Origin of the sequence: Maribacter chungangensis (genome assembly GCF_042676845.1) — a bacterium.
Classification (GTDB): Bacteria; Bacteroidota; Bacteroidia; order Flavobacteriales; family Flavobacteriaceae; genus Maribacter; species Maribacter chungangensis.
On sequence record NZ_JBHTHY010000005.1, the window covers coordinates 48,954 to 70,774 of the forward strand.

Genomic DNA, 21,821 nt, shown 5'->3' on the forward strand with positions numbered 1-21,821 from the left:
AATAAATGGCAATTAGTTATTGACCCTAACACCCATTGAGGCGCTATAAGCATTTGAATTGGACCTAAACTGTAACATCGGTAGTTACTAGATAATATCCAAACTCCCCTTGCCTTCGCGAATCACTTGAGGATATCCATCGGATAAATCAATAATCGTTGATCCTACATTACCTCCATAGCCCCCGTCAATAACAACATCTACCAAATGTTCCCATTTCTCAAAGATAAGTTCCGGATCAGTGGTGTATTCCAAAACATCATCATCATCTCTAATAGAGGTAGATACGATAGGGTTTCCCAAAGCTTCTACAAGTGCTTGCGCAATGGCATTATCGGGCACACGAATACCAACGGTTTTCTTCTTTTTAAAATCCTTTGGCAAATTATTGTTTCCGGGAAGAATAAAAGTATAGGGACCAGGCAATGCCCTTTTTAAAATCTTAAAGGTTGCCGTATCTATTTGACGCACATAATCGGAGAGATTGCTAAGGTTAGGACAAATAAAGGACCAGTTCGCTTTGGCCAATTTTATTCCTTTTATACGCGCTATTTTCTCTAAGGCCTTTGTATTGGTAATATCACACCCTAATCCATATACCGTATCGGTAGGGTAAATAATTAGGCCGCCTTTTCGCAGTACCTGCACTACCCTATTAATTTGTTTAGGGTTGGGATTCTCTTCGTATATTTTAATGAATTCGGCCAAATTTTATAACTTTTATTACTTCTTTAAATTACGCAAAAATTACATAAAATCATTACCTATCTTGTAATAAGTCACAAAATACTATACGTTAAACAAGATGATCATATACGAGGTCTAAGTTCCGAAATAGGTTAAGAAACCACCTCTAACTTTGCAAATCGCAGCAATAACTTTTTAACATCGCCTTGGTCAAATTTTATTTCGGCTTTACGGTCATTCCCTACACCTTCAATTTTTAATACCTGTCCCCTACCAAAACGGTTGTGGTTAACCACCGAACCTTCTGCCAAGTTGGCATCTATCTGATTGGTATTACCAACAGGTCTCGCCAACTCCGGCTTTATTTTACGTAATTTTTTAAGTTGGTTACTGTTAGGTTTGCCCACAATTGGAGGCGTACCTTTTTCCGGTTTCTTTTGGCGCAACTTGCTTTTGTCAACTTCACCGAATATATCGGCATCTATTAAAGATTTATAACGATAGCCACCATCCACCGGGGTCAAATTCTCTATATATTGCTCATCTATTTCCTCTAAAAATCTACTGGGCTCGGCATCGATTAATTTTCCCCACCGATACCGGTTTTGGGTATACGTAAGATAGGCCTGCTTTTCCGCCCGCGTTAGGGCTACATAAAACAATCGCCGTTCTTCCTCTAGTTCGCTACGGGTATTCATACTCATTCCCGATGGAAACAAATCTTCCTCCATCCCTACGATATAAACATAGGGAAACTCCAATCCTTTTGCTAAATGTATGGTCATTAAGGCTACACGGTCATCATCACCGGTTTCATTATCCAGATCAGTAGCCAAGGCAACATCTTCAAGAAATTCACTTATACTTCCGGTTGCATCTACAACTTCTACCTGTCCTTCAACAAAATCCTTTATACCGTTAAGCAGCCCTTCTATATTTTCCATTTTGGCGATGCCCTCCGGAGTACCATCCTTTTTAAATTCTAGCAGTAATCCCGTTTTTTTGGCCACATGCTCGGCAAGTTCAAATGCATTGGCACCCTCGTTCATTATCTGAAAGCTTTTGATCATCGTAACAAAATCTTCCAATTTTCTTTTGGTGCCACTATTTATTTTAAGGTCTATCTTGGAAATGTTCTCCATGACCTCGAAGATCGAACGCCCATAATGGTTGGCCGCCACCACCAAACGGTCTACCGTAGTCTGACCAATACCTCTAGCGGGAAAATTTATCACTCTTTTTAGTGCTTCTTCGTCCTTTGGGTTTATAACAAGTCGTAAATACGATAGTACATCCTTAATTTCTTTCCGTTGGTAAAATGAGAGTCCGCCATAGATTCTATATGGAATATCTCTTTTTCGCAGTCCGTCCTCTATGGCCCTGGATTGGGAATTGGTTCTGTAGAGCACCGCAAATTCCCCATTATGCATTTGCTGGTTCATTTTATGGTCCCATATAGATTGGGCTACGAACCTACCTTCCTCCGCATCGGTAATACTGCGATGTATTTTAATTTGCCCGCCATCATCATTCGCAGTCCAGACCACCTTTTCCAATTGGTCCTTGTTTTTGGCAATGATAGAGTTAGCGGCATTTACAATGTTCTTGGTAGACCTATAATTCTGCTCCAAACGATACATACCTACGTTTTCATAATCGCGCTGAAAATTCAGGATGTTACTAATGTTCGCACCCCTGAACGAATAGATACTTTGGGCGTCATCGCCCACAACACAAATGTTCTGAAATCGGTCGGCCAAGGCTTTCACTATCAAATATTGGGAGTGGTTGGTATCTTGGTACTCATCTACTAGTATATAGCGAAACCTATCCTGATATTTCATAAGTACGTCTGGAAACCGCGTCAACAGCTCATTGGTGCGCAACAACAGATCATCAAAGTCCATAGCACCGGCCTTAAAGCAGCGATCAACGTAATTCTGATAGATATCCCCTACCCTTGGTCTTTTCGCCATGGCATCGGCCTCCATGAGTTCCGGGTTGTTAAAATAGGCCTTCACGGTAATTAGGCTATTTTTAAAAGAAGATATTCTATTTTGGATTTGTTTGTATTTGTAAATATCCTTGTCCAACCCCATTTCCTTAATAATAGAGGCTATCAACCTTTGGGAATCCTGCGTATCATAAATGGTAAAATTGCTCGGATAGCCCAACTTGTCGCCATCAAAACGGAGGAGCTTTGCAAAAACGGAATGGAAGGTTCCCATCCAAAGGTTTTTGGTCTCCGAAACCCCTACCATATCGGAAATACGTTTTTTCATTTCACGTGCGGCCTTATTGGTAAAGGTCAACGCCAAAATATTAAACGCATCCACGTTTTGCTCCATTAAATAGGCTATTCTGTACGTAAGCACCCGCGTCTTACCGGAACCTGCTCCGGCAATGACCATTAGCGGCCCATCTTTATGAAGCACAGGTGCGCGCTGTGCCTCGTTCAATACATCTAAATAACTACTCAATTCAATCTTGGTTTTAGACCGTGAATTTAGCCATTATATAGGGATAGTTGAAATGTAGTTTTTTAGATTTATAAACAATAAGCGGTTATTCCTCACAATTTGAATATATTTAGCGATTGATTCAAAAAAATAGTATAAAAACTATGCACAAAAACTACGTTACTTTGCTGATAGGCCTGTTCGTTTTCGCAGGTATCACAGCACAAGAAAAGAAAACGGGGCCTATAATCAAGGATTACGGACCGGTTTGGGACATTACCGATCCGGATTTCAAGACCGATGTAACCAAAACATACAGGGCAGTTTTTGACATCATGAGTTCTCCTGAGGATCCATCTCAAGTGAACGCCAGTTTAGAAACGGCCGCTCGCTTTTTAAATATGCATGCCCAAAATGGTATTCCGTTAAAACAGTTAAAAGTAGCACTCATAGTTCACAATAAAGCCTCAAAAGACGTGGCAAATAGTACCGCATACCAGAAAAAATATGGGGTAAAAAATCCGAACGAAGAACTATTACGACAACTTATGGATTCAGGAGCCGAGGTGATTTTCTGCGGACAGTCTTCGGTTTCTAGAGGATTTCCAAAAGAAGACTTGGTAACCGGAGTACAAATTTCCCTTTCGGCCATGACCGCATTGATACAATTACAGGACGATAACTATAGATTGATAAAATTTTAAACCAGCACTATGAAACAACTAGGATTTTTAGCCGTATTTCTTCTTGGGATAACGGCAAATGCACAAGGACCCAATTTAGATGGCGATTACAAGGCCATAGAACCAAAAGTTATAGAATGGCGCCGGGACATTCACCAAAACCCTGAGCTTGGCAACCGTGAATTCAAGACAGCGGAGAAAATTGCAAAGCACCTAAAATCTTTAGGAATAGAAGTTCAGACCGGCGTGGCACATACAGGAGTTGTTGGTCTTTTAAAAGGTGATCAACCCGGTAAGGTCGTGGCCTTACGGGCAGATATAGATGCACTTCCGGTTACGGAGCGCAACGACCTTCCTTTTAAGTCTACCGTAACATCGGAGTTTATGGGCGAAAAAGTTGGTGTAATGCATGCATGTGGTCACGATACCCATACAGCAATCTTAATGGGTGTTGCTGAGGTGATGTCCAAAAACAAGGATAAGATAAAAGGCACGGTAAAATTTATTTTCCAACCTGCCGAGGAAGGTCCGCCACCAGGAGAAGAAGGCGGTGCCTTGCTTATGGTAAAAGAAGGGGTGATGCAAAATCCGAAGGTAGACGCTATTTTTGGACTGCACATAAATTCGCAGACTCCCATTGGCACCATACGCTATAAATCTGGTGGAACAATGGCAGCGGCACAGAGCTTTACCATAAAAGTAAAAGGCAAACAAAGTCATGGTTCACAGCCGTGGTCCGGTATAGATCCTATTTTGATAAGTGCAAAAATCATTGACGGCCTACAGACCATTATAAGCAGGGAGACGAACCTTACCAATGAAGCGGCGGTTATTACCGTTGGAAAAATACGTAGCGGTGTTCGTTTCAATATTATCCCGGAAGATGCGGAAATGATCGGTACCATAAGAACCTTGGATTACGACATGAAGGATAAACTGAACAAACGCATGGTCGAAATGGTAAGTACCATTGCGAAAGCATACGGTGGCGAGGCAACTTGTGAAATTAAAGATGCTACGGATATCACCTACAACAACCCAGAACTGGTAACACAAATGCTGCCTACCTTAAAACGGGTTGCAGGAGAAGGAAATGTGAATACACAAAAGGCCGTTACAGGTGCAGAGGATTTTTCCTATTTTCAAAGGGAAGCTCCCGGATTTTTCTTCTTTTTAGGAGGAATGACGCCAGGTAATACAGAGTCTTTTCCACATCACACGCCAGACTTTAAAATAGATGATAGTGATTTGTTATTGGGGGTTAGAGCACTAACGGAGATGAGCCTAGATTATTTGAATAGCGACCAAACCCCTATTTTAGATACCAAACCAAAAGGTTAAGCGTTCTATCATTTCTGCTAGAAAAAATAGTTACAAACTGACATTAATACTTTATGAAAAATATTTTTGTGCTTTGCGTAGTAATGGTCTTGGGTTGTTTAACACTTCAAGGACAAAGGAAAAGTGAGCTTATTTCCGAGAACCAGGAATTAAAATATCAATTGGATTCTATCAAGGGAATTATATCCGATGCCAAACAAGCGGAAAGAATCAGCCTTTTAAAAGCCGAGGAACTGCAGACCCAAGTAACCGGACTACAAGATGCGAACGCTACTTTGATGAAAAACCTGAATAGCTTTGCAACGCTTTCCAGTCAAAATTCCAAGAATATAAACAAAACCTTGGAAACATTGCAGCGTAAAGAGGCACAGATAAAAAGTATTACCGGAGGCTTTGCCAGTGCAGATTCCACTGCACTGGTAGTGCTGACCAACGCCAAGCGTACCTTAGGGGAAAATGCAAAAGTGCAAGTAAATGACGGGGTCGTAATTATATCCGAAAAATTGGACTTTTTCTTTACGGACGGACTCGGAACCGAGCTATTGGCAACCTCAAAAGAACTACTGGCAAAAGTAGGGGAATTACTCAATGCCAATCCTGAAGCCGCAATCACGGTGGTAGGTATGAACATTACCGGAGAACTACATATTGCACTGAATCAGGCAACGGCGGTTTCCAATGAATTAATAGTAAACAATGCCGTAAATGGGAGCCGTATAAGCGTAAAAGCACAAGATGGTGGCTTTAAGGAGGGAATTCAAATCCGTATTCATCCAGATTATAAAGCTTTCTATACCCATGCCAAGGAAGATATGAAAAATCAGTAAAGTTGTATTTCATCGATGAGGCCATATACTAATTGATAAAATTGGTCGTTCTAGTGTCTGATATAAACTACGAACTACAATAAATTATTAGACATGACCTCAGACCAGATTTTACAACTTTTCGCCTATACTTTTCCCTCTATTGTTACCGGAGCCGTAGCGTTTTATTTTTTTCGGCTACATACCAATAATGAAGAAGGTCGCAGACGTTTTCTACTACATAAAGATTCACAAAAAGATGCATTACCATTAAGAATGCAAGCCTACGAACGTATGGCACTCTTTTTGGAGCGTATTGCCATTCCAAGTTTGGTTGTGCGTGTGGGGCCGTTAACGGACAATAAATCGGATTACGAAAATTTACTGATTAAAAACATAGAGACCGAATTTGAGCATAACCTTTCGCAGCAGATTTATATGACCGATGAGTGTTGGAATATTATTAAAGCAGCGAAAAGCGCTACTATACAGATGATACGAAAAGCGGCTATGAGCGAAACGGAAACAGCGGATAAACTACGTGAAGATATCCTAACCGAAACTATGGAAAAAGCATCACCTTCCACCACTGCGCTATCGTACGTTAAAAAAGAAATTGGGGAGCTCTGGCACTAAAATAAATTAAGCACCAAGCACTGCTAACAGGCCTATCTGCACGAGGATGGTTACATCAGATACATTTTGGCCCTGAAAAAATAATATCGGCATCGTACCGATCCGAAAAAGATGATTTCGTCACTTTCATTTTAGTTTATATTTTAGAAATGGGTTATACTTTTAGAGTCCAAGCAAAAATTAGTGGTTCTTTGAACATTTGAATACTTTTTTTGACTTACATAGCATCGATACGGAGGAAAAAAAAGACAGGGCCGAAACAAAAGCCAACAATTTGGCTTTTGAATGAGGAGCCAGCTGCGGCGCGCAGTGAAAAAGAGCAGTTTTTTAGCCAACGGAAAAAGTTTAAATGACTTCTTATTTAGTATTTGACCGAAATCAATGCAAAGGATAATGCTTGTATGGACAAGTGGATAAACAAGCTAGAGTTATCATGGTATTATATATGGTTAACGCTACGCTTGTTGTTGTTTGATATAAATAGTGAGCTTTATAAAAACCCTAGAAGCAAAGCCCCTTTTTAATGACGCTACTATCTTATAGCGTATTGATTTATGTTTTATGCACTATTATACCAATTTAACTTCTAGATGTCGCATAAAACAAGTTTCTTTTTTACTCATTTGTCGTCATAAAATAGAACCATAGCTAATGCTATGCTTAGATTTCATTCCTAAACTGAGAAAAAAATAATTCAAATTTTCAATACGACATTCAAAACTTAAATTGGTATTATTACTTTTAAATCCGCATAGCTGACTATCCTATGAGTCCGGAGTAGAAAAAGTAAATACCGCCCTCCTAACATTTTAATAATTTGTTTGTTAAACACGGCTCAAAACCAGAGTTTTGCATACTATGAGTACTATACAAGCAAAGGTTACCGAAACTGATAAATTTATATTTTGCCTTGAGGCAGTTCCGGATACCGAGCATACCCATACCACGGAAGTTTTAAAAATCCTAGAGGATATTGCCTTGCATCAAAACATCACCAGCATTTACAAATCTTGTGATACCATTGAAGGATTAGAAGACAGTCTTAACAATTTACTGTATGAAGACCACAACTTTAAGGATTATGAAATCATCTATCTAATTATGCCTGGAGAGGCCAATAATATCTTAATTAACGACTATTACTATAGCATTTTGGAGATAGCCGAACTTTTTGAGGGGAAAATGAAAGGGAAACTCATTCATTTTGCAAATCAAAAAATACTGGACCTTACGGATGAGGAGTCCCAATACTTTTTAGACATAACCGGAGCACGGGCAATTTCAGGGTACGGAACTAAGCGTCGTGAGATTTCAAGCATAAGTACTATTGACCGTGTTTTTTTTGGTCTATATCAAGAAAACGATAATTATAAAGAGGTAGTTGAGGAGATGTTTCAAAAACACTATAATCTTTGTAAGCTACTTGATTTTAGACTGTATTATTAAACCAACATTTCTTTAATGGAATTGGATTTTGGCCATCGCGCTATTTCAATTCCAATTTTATACGACCAGTGCGCTTACTAGCGGTTGTTTTTACCGTAAACTTCCGGTTACACTCCAAAAAATCAAAGACTACCAGCCAAAATCACTCATTCTCGTTGGGCGCAATAGGATTTGTTTCTTCGTTTTTATTTTTAGCATAGAGATAGCCACGCTGCCACCAGCGTGTCATTTTCGCTTTGTCAAAAATTAGGGAGTTCGTGGTTAAAACCGTAGGTGTATAATATAGGTTGATTATGGCATCTTTCTGGTTGGCTACTAATTTTCCGATACGTATATTCTGATTTTCTATACGATCCAAAATAAAACTTAACATCGTGGTAAGCAGTTCAAACGGATTACGCGAAGGCATTCTGTTCATGTAATTAACTTCGGTATGTAAAACGACCACATCTACCTCTGTCGCTCCACGTTTTATCGCCTCTTCAATAGGAACGATACTTCCCAGTCCGCCATCGGCATATTCACAACCGTTTACGCGCGCCAAACTCATGAACGGTACGTAGTTTGAGGATATCCAAATCCAATCACAGAACTCATCGTAGGTACATTCCTTTATGGATTTATACTCCACTAGATTCAAGGACAAATTGGATACTGTTACAACAACGTCCGTTACTCCATTTTTAAGCTCATTAAACTCTTCTATGGTAACGTTCTTTTTAATCATTTTTCGGAGATTTTCACTTTCCCCGAAGGTTTGCTTACCGGCAATGAAATTCTTTAAAACATTCCAATGGTTAATGGAAATCTCGTCTACACCATATTTTTTCTTTACAATAAAGGGACAATTATTAAATATGGTATCTTGATTTACATTTGAATAAATCTCTTTGATTTTCTCCAATTTACCTAAGGCCAGATGAGAAATAAGCAAGCTACCGGTGGACGTGCCTACGAAAATATCATATTTTTTACCTGAGGTTTTTATCAAAAACTCTGCTACACCGCCAGCAAATGCACCCTTGCTGCCACCACCGGAAATAACCAATGCTCTCATTCTAAATTAAGTTTGGTGTTAAGATAACGCAAATCGTCCTCCTTTAGTTCTTTACGAACAGTTTCTATTTGGCTTTTTGCAACTTCATTTTCTAACTGCTCGTCCAACAAACGTCTTGCAAAATTTCGAAATTGCCAAGAGTGATGATTGGTTGCTTTTATCAATTGTTTAAGAACTGCTGTGTTCATAATTTGTATATCTCTTAAATACGTAAATGCCATTTGTCTAATTTCCGGATTATAGACCGATTTGGTATAATGGATAAGTTCATTTAAGTAATCTGCCTTTTCACCCATTCTATAATCAGGTGTAACCAAAGCTAAGGTCAACCAAAGCAACCTAATGTTTTTATTGGGAAGACCAACGGTATCGGATAATTTATCCAAATACAGGTACCTCTCCTTCTCAAAAATACTCCATAATTTTATGAGGGCTATTTCCTGGGTAACATAACTTTTATCTTCCAAGAGCGTCTCATAACTAGTTTTCCATATTTCTTTGTCTTGGGACGTTGCGGAAATACCTAGTAAGGAATTAGCCAACGCTTGCCTAATAGGTAAAGAAACCATAGCAAATGCATTTTCAATAATCGATTTAGGCAAAAGCTGATGGTGCTGTTGTATCAGATACTTTTTAAAGTGCATGGAGGTTGAACTGTTCCAATACCGTTCATAATTTATAGCATCACTTTGCATCCGTTCAAATTCCTTGTTCATTTGGGACATCAAGCTTAGTGAAGGCGAATATTTTTCCAAGATGGCCATTGCCTCAGCTGCCGGAAACTGCTTGCTTTCCAACCACCTCTTTTTGTATGCGGAGAGGTCCAGCTTGCTCCCTTTGGCCATTTCCGTTAAAAACTGTGAAACAGTTGCGTTTTTAAATTGATAGGCTCTCAAGTAACTTTGTATCCCGCTTATAAAGGCATCGTTCCCCACTTCTTCCCGCAAGGCGACCAAGGCCCATGCTCCTTTTTCATAAAAGGTAAGACTACTGGCTTTGGAATCTAACAAGGATTGGCCTTCACCTTTTTCGGATATGGATATTAGCTGTTGCGCGGTTTCGTATAATTTCCAATAAAAATGATCGTCTCCAAAAAGCTCCTTTTCAGCTAAGTACGCATAGTACGTGGCAAAACCTTCATGTAGCCAATGATGCTCCCCGTTTTTCTCGGTCACTAAATTTCCAAACCATTGGTGCGCTAGTTCGTGGGCATTTACGTTTACATAATTCTTGTCCGTAAAAGCAGTGGAATCTATCATAAACCCATCGGAGAAAATGGTAGCCCCCGTATTCTCCATACCGGCATATAAAAAATCATGCACCGGCACCTGTTTATAATTCTGCCAAGGATAGGGAACTCCTATTTCCGTTTCTAAAAAATCAAAAATCTCTTTCGTATATCTGTAGGTCGGTTCTACGCGTACACTATCGCTTGGATAGAAATAATTTTCTATGGGAATGCCACTTTTGGATGTCAGCACCTGTTTCTTATAGTCCCCAATTGCAAAGGCCAAAAGATAGCTGCTCATAGGTTTTTGCATGTCGAATTGCCAGTCATAGGTTCCTTGTCCGCCGAAAGTTTTTTCCATTAGCTTTCCGTTGGCTACTATGGTCATATTTGAACCTCCGTATATGGTTAGGTCAAACTCCACCTTCTCCTCCATATCATCAAAACTGGGCAGCCAATGACTGGTATATTTCCCTTGCCCTTGCGTCCATATTTGTTCGTTCCCGTCCACGCTATCGTCCCACCCGGAAAAATAGACGGTTTGTTTGGGGCGACATGTATAGATTAGTTGTAGCGAATACGTATTTCCCTTTTTAAATTTCTTATGGACAACAATATACTTCCCATCATAACGGAATTGTTGATTTTTAGAATTCAGTTTTACCGATGTAAAATCCATATTCTTAGCGTCCAAGAAAATAGAATCCAACCTATCGATTACCAAAAATTGATAATCTATGGCTCCTCTAATCATTTTATCCTCCGGCACCGGATAAATAATAGCGCGGGCACTAAGAAAATCTACCTTATCTTGATGCTGGGCAACACTAAGAAACGTAAAGAAAATAGTAACTACAATACTTATTCTGGGCATAAAACATAGAATTCAAAACAACCAAAGTTAGGGTTTTCGGTACTTAAAGCCTAAACTCACGGTAGTCATATCCATGGTGGTGAAGTTGAAAACATTCAATTTACGATTTGATTGTAAATAGTATCCCCTCTTTGGGGCTTAGGGGGCTTTTTACGTAATTTAGTGGCATGAATCCAACAATGCTTCAAACTCCCATTGCATATCTAAAAGGCGTTGGTCCAAACAGAGCGGATAGCCTAAAGTCCGAACTGGGGATTCATGTATACCAAGACCTGCTAAATCTATTTCCACACCGGTATATCGACAAAACACAATACTATAAAATTGGACAACTGCAAAAAAGCAATGCCGATGTGCAGATTATTGGAAAAATCGTCCACATAAAAACTGTTGAGCAAAAGAAGGGAACACGTTTGGTGGCCCGTTTTCAAGATGATACGGGCGATATGGAGCTAGTCTGGTTCAGAGGTCAAAAATGGATACGGGAAAACCTAAAATTGAACATCCCCTACGTCATCTTTGGCAAATGCAATGTGTTTAATACTACTTTTTCCATGCCGCATCCGGAAATGGAACTTCTTTCCGAACATGAAAAAGGCCTTAAAGTACACATGCAACCGGTGTATCCATCCACCGAAAAACTAAGCAACAAAGGCGTAACGAACCGAGTTATTGGTAAATTGCTACAGCAGCTGTTCGTAGAAACCAAAGGAAAATTCTCCGAAACCTTATCGGACGGACTTTTACATGAATTAAAACTGATTTCCAGAAGCGAGGCGCTTTACAGTATCCACTTTCCAAAAACTCAAGAATTACTGGCAAAGGCGCAGTTTCGTCTAAAATTTGAGGAACTGTTTTACCTACAAATGCAACTCATCGCCAAGAATATGCTTCACAAGCAAAAGATCAAAGGTTTTCCTTTTGATCAGGTAGGCGAAGGTTTTAATGATTTTTACGCGAACAAGCTCCCGTTTGAGCTTACCAATGCGCAAAAACGGGTCATAAAGGAAATAAGGTCGGATCTGGGGAGCAATGCCCAAATGAATAGATTATTACAGGGCGATGTGGGCTCAGGAAAGACCATTGTCGCCGTAATGGCCATGTTATTGGCCATTGATAACGGTTTCCAGGCTTGTTTGATGGCACCCACCGAAATCCTTGCCACTCAACATTACCAAGGCATCTCGGATTTATTAAAAGATACAAGTGTTAGTTGTGCCTTACTCACCGGTTCGGTAAAAAAATCGGCCAGAAAACCCATTCACGAACAACTTGAAAATGGGGAACTAAACATCCTAATAGGTACCCATGCCCTTTTAGAGGACAAGGTAAAATTCAAGAATCTGGGTTTGGCCATTATAGACGAGCAGCATCGTTTTGGCGTGGCGCAACGTTCCAAACTCTGGCATAAGAATGAATACCCGCCACATATTCTAGTGATGACGGCAACCCCTATTCCAAGAACCTTGGCCATGAGCCTTTATGGTGATTTGGATATTTCGGTTATAGATGAATTGCCACCCGGTAGAAAGCCCATAAAAACGGTACACAGGTTTGATTCGAACCGACTCAAAGTATTCCGATTTATACGGGACGAGATTAAAAAAGGCAGGCAAATCTACATCGTATATCCCTTGATACAGGAATCCGAAGCCTTGGATTACAAAGACCTTATGGACGGTTACGAAAGCATCGCAAGGGATTTTCCGCCACCGGAGTTTCAAATATCCATTGTACACGGACAAATGAAACCGGCGGACAAAGAATATGAAATGCAACGCTTTGTAAAAGGCGAAACACAGATTATGGTGGCCACTACAGTAATAGAAGTGGGCGTAAACGTGCCCAACGCATCGGTAATGATCATAGAAAGCGCAGAACGGTTTGGTCTGTCCCAACTACATCAACTACGAGGCCGCGTGGGTCGTGGTGCAGACCAGAGTTTCTGTATTTTAATGACCGGCCACAAACTATCGGCAGAATCCAAAACGCGATTGGAAACCATGGTCCGAACCAATGACGGATTTGAAATCGCAGAAGTCGATTTAAAACTGCGTGGCCCCGGAGATATCATGGGCACCCAACAAAGTGGCATCTTAAATCTGAAAATTGCGGATATTGTAAAGGACAATGATATTCTTAAAACAGCACGTTTTTATGCGATGCGGTTGCTTAAAGACGACCCATCTTTAGAAAAACCTGAGAATTTAATCATTAGGCATAGTTACGCCCAACTGGTAAAGTACAAGAATATTTGGAATTATATTAGTTAATTCTAACGCGTGGATACCAACTACACGGGGCAAGACAAACAGAAATTCAAAAGAAAAATAATATATGGTTTACAGCTAAATTTTTAAACATATTAAATCTAAATTATATAGTAAAAATAGCCCGATCTGCTATATACGTAGGGGTGCTTATACAATGTACATTATGTTTTTGAATTTGTTTTTGGTTCTATTTCTGATTTTGAACATCGTAATTTACAAACCTGTTAATTTCTAATAAATTCCATCTTTTAGTAGCTTTGCTAGCTTAGAAATGAAAGGAGATGAGTTCAAAAAAAACACTGTTTGATAAAGTTTGGGATTCACATGTAGTGCATCAAATTAAAAATGGACCCGATGTCCTGTTTATAGACAGACACATGGTTCACGAAGTTACTAGTCCGGTTGCCTTTTTAGGTTTAAAAAACCGAGGTATAGGGGTATTACATCCCGAAAAAACCTTCGCAACCGCGGATCATAATACGCCTACGATCAATCAACATTTACCTGTTGAAGACCCATTGTCCGCGCATCAATTAAAAATGCTTGAAGAAAATGCCAATGAACATGGTATTTCCTACTGGGGACTTGGTCACGAAAAAAACGGTATTGTACATGTTGTTGGTCCAGAATACGGTATTACGGTTCCAGGAGCTACCATTGTTTGTGGAGATTCACACACCTCTACACATGGAGCTTTCGGCGCTATCGCTTTTGGCATTGGAACTTCGGAAGTAGAAATGGTATTGGCAACCCAGTGCATTATGCAGCCAAAACCAAAACGCATGCGAATTAATATAACCGGAGAATTACAATTTGGGGTAACATCCAAAGACGTTGCCCTTTTCATTATATCCCAATTAACTACCTCTGGTGCTACAGGCTATTTTGTAGAATATGCGGGAGATGTGTTCAGAAACATGACAATGGAAGGCAGAATGACGGTTTGTAACCTGAGCATAGAAATGGGTGCTCGTGGCGGAATGATAGCCCCGGACGAAACTACGTTCCACTATATAAAAGGTCGCGAATTTACACCCAAAGGAGCCGCATGGGACAAAGCGATGGACTATTGGCAAACCTTGTACACCGATGAGGATGCGATTTTTGACAAAGAATTGACATTCGACGGTTCCCTTATTGAGCCCATGATTACTTATGGCACAAATCCAGGTATGGGAATGGGTATTTCCAATGACATACCAAGTTCCAATATGGTTCAGGGCGGGGCATCGACCTATAAAAAGTCTTTGGAATATATGAAATTTGGCGAAGGAGATTCCATGATCGGAAAACCTATCGACTTTGTATTTCTTGGAAGTTGCACTAATGGAAGAATAGAGGATTTTAGAGCTTTTGCTTCTATAGTCAAAGGAAGAAAAAAAGCAGATAACGTAACGGCATGGCTCGTACCAGGGTCACATAAAGTAGAAAAAGCGATAAAAGAAGAAGGCCTACTGACCATAATTAACGAAGCTGGTTTTGAACTTAGGGAACCAGGCTGTTCTGCTTGTTTGGCCATGAACGACGATAAGGTTCCAGCAGGTAAATTGGCCGTTAGCACCTCCAATAGAAATTTTGAAGGTAGACAAGGCCCTGGGTCTAGAACACTATTAGCTAGTCCGTTAGTAGCGGCCGCTGCAGCAGTTACTGGAAAGGTTACGGATCCAAGGGAATTAATGGAAAAAGAAACAGCAGCTGTACGCTAAACGCTTTGCGCTTTGCGCTACTTAGATTTGATAGTACAATTCATGTTTGATGAGAGATTTTAAAAAATATAAAGTTTGGGAACAAGGTCACGCCATTACGCTTGACGTTTATAAAAAGACTCAAAGTTTCCCAAAAGCAGAAGAGTTTGCGCTGAAAAGTCAACTGCGTAGAGCTGCCTATTCTATCCCCTCTAATATTGCAGAGGGATGTGGCAGGGAATCAGACGCTGCATTCAAACGATTTTTAATTATCTCCCAAGGTTCTGCGAGTGAGTTGGAATATTTTTTAATCCTAGCTAAAGACTTAGCGTACATAGATGCTAGCACATATCAAAAAATGGATAATGAAGTCAATAAAACCAAAAGAAGTATCAATAATTTAGTGCAAAAAATTTAAATATTAACAAAGCGTAAACAGATATGCGGATAGCGCATGACGAACAGCGCACAGCTACAAAACAATGGCATACGATAAATTTAATAACATCACATCTACAGCGGTACCACTACCTATTGAGAATGTGGATACGGATCAAATTATACCGGCACGGTTCCTAAAAGCGACTGAAAGAGAAGGCTTTGGTGATAACCTGTTTCGTGATTGGCGGTATAATCAAGATAACACTCCAAAAGCCGATTTTGTACTCAATGATTCCAAATACAGCGGGAAAATACTTGTTGGGGGGCAGAACTTTGGTTCCGGTTCATCAAGGGAACATGCTGCTTGGGCCGTATACGACTATGGATTTCGTGTGGTAGTTTCGAGCTTTTTTGCCGATATTTTTAGAGGAAATTGTCTGAACATAGGAGTGCTACCCGTACAAGTGAGTGCGGATTTTCTTAAGCGCATATTCGATGCCATAGAAAAAAATCCTAAAACCGAATTGAGCGTAGATCTTCCAGAGCAGAAAATCACCTTACTTGCTACCGGTGAAAGTGAATCCTTTGACATCAACGACTACAAAAAGAATAATATGACCAATGGCTTTGACGACATTGACTATCTGTTGAACATAAAGCAGGATATCAAGGAGTTCGCCAAAACAAGACCTTTCTAATCGTTCATTATCCTTGGCACCGTTGTAAAATGATTGCACAATCTGGGCAATCATTACACGAACAATCGATATCGCTATAAAATATACTAAGCACGCTGCAACGTTACGGCATACGTAAAAAATAGTCTCAAATTAGTTTGGCATAGATGAAAAAACGACACCTGGAAATAATGGATACCACCCTTAGGGATGGTGAGCAGACCTCAGGCGTATCCTTTTCGGCCTCAGAGAAATTAACATTAGCAAAACTTTTGTTGGAAGAATTGGAAGTAGACCGCATCGAGGTCGCCTCTGCACGCGTTTCAGATGGTGAATTACAAGCGGTAAGGCAGATTACCTCTTGGGCAAAGGAACATAATTATTTGGATAGTGTAGAGGTTCTAACCTTTGTAGACGGCGGAGTTTCCCTAGAATGGATGAAAAAAGCAGGTGCCAAATCACAAAATTTATTGACAAAAGGCTCTCTGAACCATCTACAACACCAGCTCAAAAAAACACCCGAACAACATTTTTCCGAAATAGCAGCTGTATTTCAAGAAGCGGAAAGCAAGGGCATCATCAATAATGTGTATCTAGAGGATTGGAGCAATGGTATGCGAAACTCCAAGGAATATGTCTTTCAATTCCTGGATTTTTTAGCAACACAACCGGTAAAACGAATATTATTGCCCGATACACTTGGCATTCTAACACATACGGAAACCGCAGATTATATTTCCCAAATTACAAAGCGTTATCCAAAGCACCATTTCGATTTTCATGGACATAACGATTATGATCTTGGTGTCGCGAATGTTATGGAGGCGGTAAAAGCAGGTTGTCATGGTTTACATTTAACGGTAAACGGCATGGGGGAACGTGCAGGAAATGCTCCAATGGCAAGTGCTGTAGCGGTCATTAAAGATTTTTTGCCAGAGGTAGAAATTAACATAAACGAATCATCCCTATTCAAGGTAAGCAAGTTGGTATCAGCTTTCACAGGATTGAGCATCCCTGCGAACAAACCCATTGTGGGTGAAAATGTATTTACGCAAACCGCTGGCATACATGCAGATGGAGACAGTAAAAATAATTTATACTTTAGCGATTTAATGCCCGAACGTTTTGGTCGAAAACGTAAATATGCATTGGGAAAAATGTCTGGAAAGGCAAATATCCAGAAGAATTTACAAGAATTAGGACTCACCCTAAACAACGATGAGCTTAAAAAGGTCACCCAACGTATCATTGAATTAGGCGACAAAAAGGAACGGGTAACCAAGGAGGATTTACCTTTCATAATTTCGGATGTATTGGATGCAGATTCCAAACATCAGAAGGTATTCGTAAAATCCTATGTGCTCACCCATGCCAAAGGACTTATGCCTTCCACTACACTAGCCATGGAAATAGAAGGTGAATCCTTTGAAGCAAACGCCCAGGGAGATGGACAGTATGATGCCTTTATGAATGCCTTAAAAAAAGTATATGCCACAAAAAAGATTTCTTTGCCCAAGCTAGTCGATTATGCCGTACGTATTCCGCCTGGAAGTACCTCCGATGCACTTTGTGAAACCGTAATTACATGGGAGTACAAAGGAAAGGAGTTTACCTCTAGGGGCCTGGATAGCGATCAAACGGTTTCCGCGATCAAAGCCACTGAAAAAATGTTGAATATGATAGCTACCTAGCCCCCAAAACGTGAACTAAAATAGGATTTGAACCCCGAACTTTTTTCAAGAACGACCCTATAAAAGCAAATAGAACAATAGACAAATAGATTCCCGTTTTCGCGGGAACGAATAGAACAAAATAACCATGAAACTAAACATAGCCCTTTTGGCCGGAGATGGAATTGGCCCCGAAGTAATAGACCAAGCGGTAAAAGTATGTGATGCCATTGCAAAAAAATACGACCACGATATCAGTTGGAAACCTGCTTTGACGGGTGCAGCTGCCATTGATGCAGTTGGTGATCCGTATCCTGATGAAACACACGAGATTTGTGCTAATTCGGATGCCGTACTTTTTGGTGCCATTGGTCATCCTCGATTCGACAACGATCCTTCGGCCAAAGTGCGTCCCGAGCAAGGGTTATTGAAAATGAGACAGAAATTAGGACTTTTTGCCAATGTAAGACCTACGTTTACTTTCCCTTCGCTCATCGATAAATCCCCTTTAAAACGCGATCGCATAGAAGGAACCGACCTCATTATCCTGCGAGAACTTACAGGTGGGGTCTATTTTGGCGAACGCGGAAGAAAGGACAATGGAGATACCGCTTTTGACACTATGACCTACCAACGGTTTGAAATTGAGCGTTTGGCCAAAAAAGGATTTGAAATGGCATTGAAACGGTCAAAGAAACTATGCTGTGTAGACAAGGCCAATGTCTTGGAATCTTCTAGACTATGGCGCGAAACCGTGCAGCGTATGGAAAAGGACTATCCAGATGTACAAGTTACCTACGAATTTATAGACGCGGTCGCCATGCGATTGATCCAATGGCCCAAAGGATATGACGTAATCATTACGGCAAACCTATTTGGTGATATCTTAACCGATGAAGCATCGGTTATTTCTGGTTCTATGGGCTTGATGCCTTCTTCATCCGTAGGGAATAAAGTATCGCTTTATGAGCCCATACACGGATCCTATCCTCAAGCGGCAGGCAAGGATATTGCAAATCCGCTGGCAACGGTTCTATCTGCAGCAATGCTTTTTGAGGACCTAAATTTAACCGAGGAAGCACAGGCCATTCGGGATGTGGTCAATAAATCCTTGGCACAAAATATTGTAACCGAGGACCTGTCCGAAGGCCAAAAAGCATATAAGACAAGCGAGGTTGGCGATTGGTTGGCACAGAACATTTAAAATCTTGGGCACCGTCCGTTGGGTCATGTTAGATATGTTTTCCATCTGATAAGTATTGAACACTTATACCAATTTAAGTTTTGAATGTCGTATTAAAAATTTGAATTATTTTTTTCTCAGTTTAGGAATGAATTCTAAGCATAGCATTAGCTACGGTTCTATTTTATGACAACAAATAAGTAAAAAAGAAACTTGTTTTATGCGACATCTAGAATTTAAATTGGTATTGGCCCTTACCTACGGAACTTTTCATTGTAATTCGTAAGTAATTGCCTTTCAATTTAAAACGTAATTAACGTTAGCTTTTATTTTTGGAACAAATACATCTTTATAACCCTTTTAGTTCTACCTTTCGATAAAAAAATGTCGATAGCCGATAAAGTGCAATTGGTAGAAGCGCTTTTTTATAAGTTGGATCAAGAAAGTGCCCAATTTGGAAAAAACTCCGGACTATCTTGTGTTTCTGGCTGCGGAAAGTGTTGCACCTACCCCAATATAGAAGCGTCCCCATTAGAATTTTTACCTTGGGCGTTTCATCTGTTTTTAAACGGACAAGCGGAAAAGATTTTAACCATACTTAAAGGAAGGGATAGTTTAACCTGTCTTATTTACGAACCGTTGACCATTAGCGGCCAAGGAAACTGTAGCGATTATAAATTCAGGGGATTGATATGTAGATTGTTCGGGTTTGCAGCGAATACGGATAAATATGGAAAATTAAGGTTAGCAACCTGCAAAATAATCAAAGAAAGCCAATCCAAAAGGTATGACGCTACAACAGAAGCTATTTCCAAAGGCCTCTATGTGCCCGTTTTTATGGAGTATTATACGCAGCTGAACCAAATTGATTTCCAACTGGGAAATTTAATACTACCTGTAAACAAAGCATTAGCCAGAGCTATAGAGGAAGTTTTGCAATATTATGCGTACCAGCCCTCGCCAGAGATGGGAAAAAGTTGTGGATAATAGCATACGGTGTTTTCGATATCAATACGTATAGAAGTAAAAAAGTGGTTCCGTGTAGCCAATACCGAACAAGCATTACGTTTATCGTTTTTGGAATCGAATAGAAATACCCATATTTTTAAGCGACGATCTGTTTAGATTAGCTTTAAACTCTTAAACGACTCTAGTGCTGATAAAATCGAATTTCGAACCGTTCAAATCCTTTCTAATTTCCTTGTTAGTACTGCTGACTTTTGGTTGCGGAATTAAGATGGGGCATTGGGTCAAAAAAAGTGACCTGCAGAAAGATGTTTTGCTGAAAACAGCATTGGGAGAAATTGTCATCAGATTATCCGATAAGACCCCAAAACATCGTGACAATTTTATACAGCTGGTCAATCAAGGTTTTTATAACGATATTGCCTTTCACCGGGTTATCGAAAATTTCCTAGTACAGACGGGCGATCCTGGAACAAGGGCAAAACCATCTAAAGTTTCCGAAATCCCGTACACACTACCTGCAGAACTACATCCTAGTCTTTTTCATAAGCGTGGCGCACTAAATGCCGCTAGAATGGGAGATGACCAAAACCCCGAACAAGCCTCAAGCGGAACCCAATTTACCATTATACAAGGAAAAATCTATACGGACAGTACCTTGGCCATTGCCGAAAATAGAATAAATAATTGGCTGGCCTACAATAAGATTATCAACCTGCCGGCGCATCAACCGGAATTTATGGCGTACTCCAATTTATTGAAGCAATTGGATACCTTGGGTCCATCAAAAAATGATTCACAAAACAACATTGCCGCCAATGTAGCGCTTCGTGCCAACCTCATAAAAACCCGACTGGACTCTTTAGCAAAACTAGAGTTGAACCAAATGACACGATACACCTATCCAAAATCGCATCGCGAACTATATAAGACCATGGGTGGTGCGGCACATTTAGATCGAAATTATGTAGTTTTCGGAGCGGTTGTACAAGGTATGGAAGTTGTAGATCGCATCGCAGCCGTCCAAACCGATAGCCTTGACAAACCAATTACCGATATTCGTATTCTTTCGGCCAAGATGATAGCCAGGAAAGCATATCGATAAATATAATAGTTCTTTTACATGTTCAACAACATAACCCGATAAGATAACATGCCAAAAACGGAATATCAAGTGTATGTTGTGGAGCTTTCCAAAAAAGTATTTACCGAAAACAGAAAGTTCCGCGAAGCAAATCCTCAATTTAATGGTGTACTGGAATGTTTGTATGTAGGCATGACCAGTAAAACGCCGGCAGAACGATTCCAACAGCACGAAACAGGTTACATCAATAAAAAAGGACATAAAATTTCGGCAGCTATTGTAGAAAAATATGGACTTTATCTAAGAGGCAGTTTATTTAACCATATAGCTCCAATGACATCACGGGCTAAAGCCTTAAAAATGGAAGAAACCTTGGCATTGGAGTTGCGAAGAAAACGCTATGCGGTTTGGTATAACTAGCGAACTTCTCAACAGAAAGCTTAAACCCAAAATATGCGATGGAAATGCTATTGCAGCTCCGAGCTACTGCAAATACTAACGCTGCGCTACTTTTTTCGATTTCATCATAACGGTGCTATGCTGAAATCGATGCAAACCCAGTATTTATTGCATCTCGAAGCTTCACAACGAAGTTCTACTACATAATTTGGGTTAAATCAACACAGACCTAAACCACTTTTCGGATAGGACGCAACATTTTGGGGGTATATCGTTTCCATGAAAA

General features: G+C 40.1%; 18 protein-coding genes. 14 read left to right on the plus strand and 4 right to left on the minus strand.

The window, feature by feature from the left end:
* Positions 1–87 precede the first annotated feature (87 nt).
* Positions 88–708: an L-threonylcarbamoyladenylate synthase gene (locus ACFQZJ_RS07785; protein WP_379933630.1), complete on the minus strand. Its 621-nt coding sequence runs from the start codon at positions 706–708 to the stop codon at positions 88–90.
* Between the two features lie 131 nt (positions 709–839).
* The gene (locus ACFQZJ_RS07790; protein WP_379933632.1) at positions 840–3,167 is read right to left on the minus strand and encodes an ATP-dependent helicase; all 2,328 of its coding nucleotides are present in this window, start codon (positions 3,165–3,167) and stop codon (positions 840–842) included.
* Between the two features lie 143 nt (positions 3,168–3,310).
* On the opposite strand from ACFQZJ_RS07790, the gene ACFQZJ_RS07795 reads away from it, so the two are divergent.
* The 5 genes from ACFQZJ_RS07795 (at position 3,311) to ACFQZJ_RS07815 (ending at position 8,058) form a co-directional block, all read left to right on the plus strand.
* On the plus strand, positions 3,311–3,850 hold the full coding sequence (locus ACFQZJ_RS07795; RefSeq protein WP_379933633.1) for a DsrE family protein: 540 nt from the start codon (positions 3,311–3,313) through the stop codon (positions 3,848–3,850).
* A 9-nt stretch (positions 3,851–3,859) separates the two neighbouring features.
* Positions 3,860–5,170, plus strand: a complete 1,311-nt coding sequence (locus ACFQZJ_RS07800) for an amidohydrolase (protein ID WP_379933635.1) — start codon at positions 3,860–3,862, stop codon at positions 5,168–5,170.
* 53 nt (positions 5,171–5,223) lie between these two features.
* Entirely contained in the window at positions 5,224–5,997 is a 774-nt protein-coding gene (locus ACFQZJ_RS07805; RefSeq protein ID WP_379933637.1) for a hypothetical protein, read from the plus strand.
* A gap of 93 nt (positions 5,998–6,090) precedes the next feature.
* Positions 6,091–6,612 (plus strand): DUF7935 family protein, encoded by a 522-nt coding sequence (locus ACFQZJ_RS07810; protein WP_379933638.1) that lies wholly within the window; start codon positions 6,091–6,093, stop codon positions 6,610–6,612.
* A gap of 858 nt (positions 6,613–7,470) precedes the next feature.
* Positions 7,471–8,058: a DUF6642 family protein gene (locus ACFQZJ_RS07815; protein WP_379933639.1), complete on the plus strand. Its 588-nt coding sequence runs from the start codon at positions 7,471–7,473 to the stop codon at positions 8,056–8,058.
* A gap of 142 nt (positions 8,059–8,200) precedes the next feature.
* Here ACFQZJ_RS07815 and ACFQZJ_RS07820 read toward each other — a convergent pair whose 3' ends face one another.
* Positions 8,201–9,115: a patatin-like phospholipase family protein gene (locus ACFQZJ_RS07820; RefSeq protein ID WP_379933640.1), complete on the minus strand. Its 915-nt coding sequence runs from the start codon at positions 9,113–9,115 to the stop codon at positions 8,201–8,203.
* Positions 9,112–11,217, minus strand: coding sequence for a M1 family metallopeptidase (locus ACFQZJ_RS07825; RefSeq protein WP_379933642.1), 2,106 nt, complete (start codon positions 11,215–11,217; stop codon positions 9,112–9,114). Before ACFQZJ_RS07825 ends, ACFQZJ_RS07820 begins: the two co-directional genes overlap by 4 nt.
* A 167-nt stretch (positions 11,218–11,384) precedes the next feature.
* On the opposite strand from ACFQZJ_RS07825, the gene recG reads away from it, so the two are divergent.
* From recG to ACFQZJ_RS07870, 9 genes are all read left to right on the plus strand, one after another.
* A complete protein-coding gene (gene recG, locus ACFQZJ_RS07830) occupies positions 11,385–13,490 on the plus strand; it encodes an ATP-dependent DNA helicase RecG (protein ID WP_379933643.1) in 2,106 nt (701 codons plus the stop codon).
* A 281-nt stretch (positions 13,491–13,771) separates the two neighbouring features.
* Complete coding sequence (gene leuC, locus ACFQZJ_RS07835; RefSeq protein ID WP_379933644.1) at positions 13,772–15,196, plus strand: 3-isopropylmalate dehydratase large subunit; 1,425 nt, start codon at positions 13,772–13,774, stop codon at positions 15,194–15,196.
* 49 nt (positions 15,197–15,245) lie between these two features.
* Positions 15,246–15,593, plus strand: a complete 348-nt coding sequence (locus ACFQZJ_RS07840; protein WP_379933645.1) for a four helix bundle protein — start codon at positions 15,246–15,248, stop codon at positions 15,591–15,593.
* 64 nt (positions 15,594–15,657) lie between these two features.
* A complete protein-coding gene (gene leuD, locus ACFQZJ_RS07845; RefSeq protein ID WP_379933646.1) occupies positions 15,658–16,254 on the plus strand; it encodes a 3-isopropylmalate dehydratase small subunit in 597 nt (198 codons plus the stop codon).
* Between the two features lie 146 nt (positions 16,255–16,400).
* A complete protein-coding gene (locus ACFQZJ_RS07850) occupies positions 16,401–17,924 on the plus strand; it encodes an alpha-isopropylmalate synthase regulatory domain-containing protein (protein ID WP_379933647.1) in 1,524 nt (507 codons plus the stop codon).
* Positions 17,925–18,051: 127 nt separating this feature from the next.
* Entirely contained in the window at positions 18,052–19,107 is a 1,056-nt protein-coding gene (gene leuB, locus ACFQZJ_RS07855) for a 3-isopropylmalate dehydrogenase (protein ID WP_379933648.1), read from the plus strand.
* A gap of 363 nt (positions 19,108–19,470) precedes the next feature.
* Positions 19,471–20,073, plus strand: coding sequence for a YkgJ family cysteine cluster protein (locus ACFQZJ_RS07860; RefSeq protein WP_379933649.1), 603 nt, complete (start codon positions 19,471–19,473; stop codon positions 20,071–20,073).
* Positions 20,074–20,287: 214 nt separating this feature from the next.
* On the plus strand, positions 20,288–21,157 hold the full coding sequence (locus tag ACFQZJ_RS07865; RefSeq protein WP_379933650.1) for a peptidylprolyl isomerase: 870 nt from the start codon (positions 20,288–20,290) through the stop codon (positions 21,155–21,157).
* A 48-nt stretch (positions 21,158–21,205) separates the two neighbouring features.
* Positions 21,206–21,556, plus strand: coding sequence for a ribose-5-phosphate isomerase (locus tag ACFQZJ_RS07870; protein ID WP_379933652.1), 351 nt, complete (start codon positions 21,206–21,208; stop codon positions 21,554–21,556).
* Positions 21,557–21,821 lie beyond the last annotated feature (265 nt).